Below are 557 nucleotides of genomic sequence, written 5' to 3'. Positions count from 1 at the left end.
GTGGTTGATGCCGACACCTTCGAGCGCCCCGTCTATGCGGGCAATGCCATCCAGACGGTGAAATCGAAAGACGCGACCAAGGTGCTGACCGTGCGCACGGCCTCGTTTGACGCAGTCGCAGCCGGTGGCGCGGCGCCGGTCGAGGCAGGTCAAGCCGCTGGCGACAAGGGCTTGTCGTCTTGGGTCGAGGACCGTGTGGCGGCCTCGGACCGCCCCGAACTGACAAGCGCCAAGATCGTCGTCTCCGGTGGCCGTGGCGTGGGTTCGGAAGAGGACTTCGCCATCATCTCGACGCTGGCGGACAAGCTGGGAGCGGCTGTTGGCGCCTCGCGCGCGGCCGTCGACTCGGGCTTTGCCCCCAACGACTGGCAGGTGGGCCAGACCGGCAAGGTCGTGGCCCCCGATCTCTACATCGCCTGCGGCATCTCGGGCGCGATCCAGCACCTTGCCGGCATGAAGGATTCCAAGGTGATCGTCGCGATCAACAAGGATGAGGAAGCCCCGATCTTCCAGATCGCCGATTACGGCCTCGTGGCAGATCTCTTCGCCGCCGTGCC

Annotated in this window: 1 protein-coding gene; it reads left to right on the top strand. The window is 66.1% G+C overall.

The genetic code is table 11. From position 1 onward, the window contains the following. The coding region (locus VSX56_RS20775; RefSeq protein ID WP_350939392.1) for an electron transfer flavoprotein subunit alpha/FixB family protein at positions 1-557 on the top strand (557 nt) is incomplete at both ends.

The organism is Thioclava kandeliae (assembly GCF_040297545.1).
Classification (GTDB): Bacteria; Pseudomonadota; Alphaproteobacteria; order Rhodobacterales; family Rhodobacteraceae; genus Thioclava; species Thioclava kandeliae.
This window is presented reverse-complemented; position numbering and strand designations above follow the sequence as displayed.